Origin of the sequence: uncultured Campylobacter sp., assembly GCF_938045205.1 — a bacterium.
Taxonomy (GTDB): Bacteria; Campylobacterota; Campylobacteria; order Campylobacterales; family Campylobacteraceae; genus Campylobacter_B.
The window spans coordinates 1-1470 of the sequence record NZ_CALIMY010000154.1; the positions used below are offsets into that span (position 1 = coordinate 1).

Here is a 1470-nt window from a genome sequence, read left to right on the forward strand (position 1 = left end):
GCAAAGCTTTAGTGCCGATCCTTTCGGGGAGGTGGAGATTAAATTTAGCGATTACGGAGCTTATAAGCTAGAGCTATATTTAGACGGAAAGTTAGAGAAAACAATGAATATCGGCTATTTCGCAAACGAATTTAGCTGCGATTTCAATGAAATTAAAGAGAAGGATTGAAGATGGCTGACGTAGTATTATACAAAGATGCCGCCTGCGAAAAGGCGCTAAAAATGGATTCAGGAGATACGAATTCAGACTTTAGCCTAAGCTCTAGTATTTTTAGTCGCAAACGCAGCAACGGTACTTCAAGCCCTAGGGGTCGCTTTACGGTATGGGCTAAGGCAACAAACCCCGTCGCTAGGGTTTATTGTGCCATAGTAGCAGATAGATTTTCGACCATACTGAGCTTCGACGAAGACGCATGGCAGGGCAAGCTTTATATACCCGAGGGCGGGAAGCTGGGCGGGCAAGATATCGAAGCGATATTGAAGCTAATAAAGTATTCAAGCGCCCCGGATACTACCGATCCCACAAAAACGCTTCATAGCTTCAAAACCCCGCTATTTTTTGGGAATGATAGAGGTAAGGCATATCGCCTTGAGGCGGTAGATAGTGCGGGCAATCCTAGCTGGTCCAGCGAGAAACCCGATGAAAAAAGTAGCATATATCATCTGAAAGATATAGGAGATTGCTCCAGACCTACGCCCATAAATATGGAGCTTACGGATGATAGCGGCGGGATTTACGCACAAATGGGAATTTTGCTAATGTGGGGCTAAGATGGAGTTTATAGCAGACGAAAGCAATGGCGGATATAGGGGACAAACCAAAGAGTGGATCAAGCTTGAACTTATTAATGGCGCGGTTAGCAGGAAATACTATAAGGCACTGCAAGGTGCATATCTCGTGCCTCTAGGCGGCAAAAAGCCCGGGCATAATAGAAAACCTGTGGGGCAGAGCTATGATACTTATGCCCTTGGCGATTATCGCATCTATCTCGACGATCAAAAATTTGTACCGTTTTATAATGATAATTCAATCATAGATTTTGTGTCGATTCAGGCGTATCCTGACCGAAAGCAACAATATCACGATACCTATGATGTAAGAGACGATGAGCTTTTGATATTCTGCGACGACGGCAAAAAGATTCGCGTAAAGGAGATGTTTCGCTTCGCTTTAAGCAGAGAGTTATATTTTGCAGTTCCTAATAGCGATGGAAGCAAAACAAAAACTACGCCCTTTTTGGATTTTGCAAACAAAAGAGGAAAAAGCGATTACTTCAAAACCGTAAAAAACATGCTGAACGAATATAGATTATTTTTCTGCCAAAACCCACAAGGCAAAAGCGAGAAACATATCAAAAACGCCTTCGGCTTTGAAAGAGCTAAGCGCGCGTTAAAAAAGAAATTTTTAGCCGCAGTTTCTCTGCACTCGGTTTGGAAGGGGGAGGATGTATTCAAAGGTCCTGCACTGCC

2 protein-coding genes are annotated in these 1470 nt (G+C 43.5%); both read left to right on the forward strand.

What is annotated here, in order from left to right; translation table 11 throughout:
• Nucleotides 1-171 precede the first annotated feature (171 nt).
• Nucleotides 172-771 (forward strand): hypothetical protein, encoded by a 600-nt coding sequence (locus Q0198_RS09410; RefSeq protein WP_297897390.1) that lies wholly within the window; start codon nt 172-174, stop codon nt 769-771.
• Nucleotide 772: 1 nt separating this feature from the next.
• On the forward strand, nt 773-1470 hold a 698-nt coding region (locus Q0198_RS09415; protein WP_297897393.1), incomplete at its 3' end, for a hypothetical protein.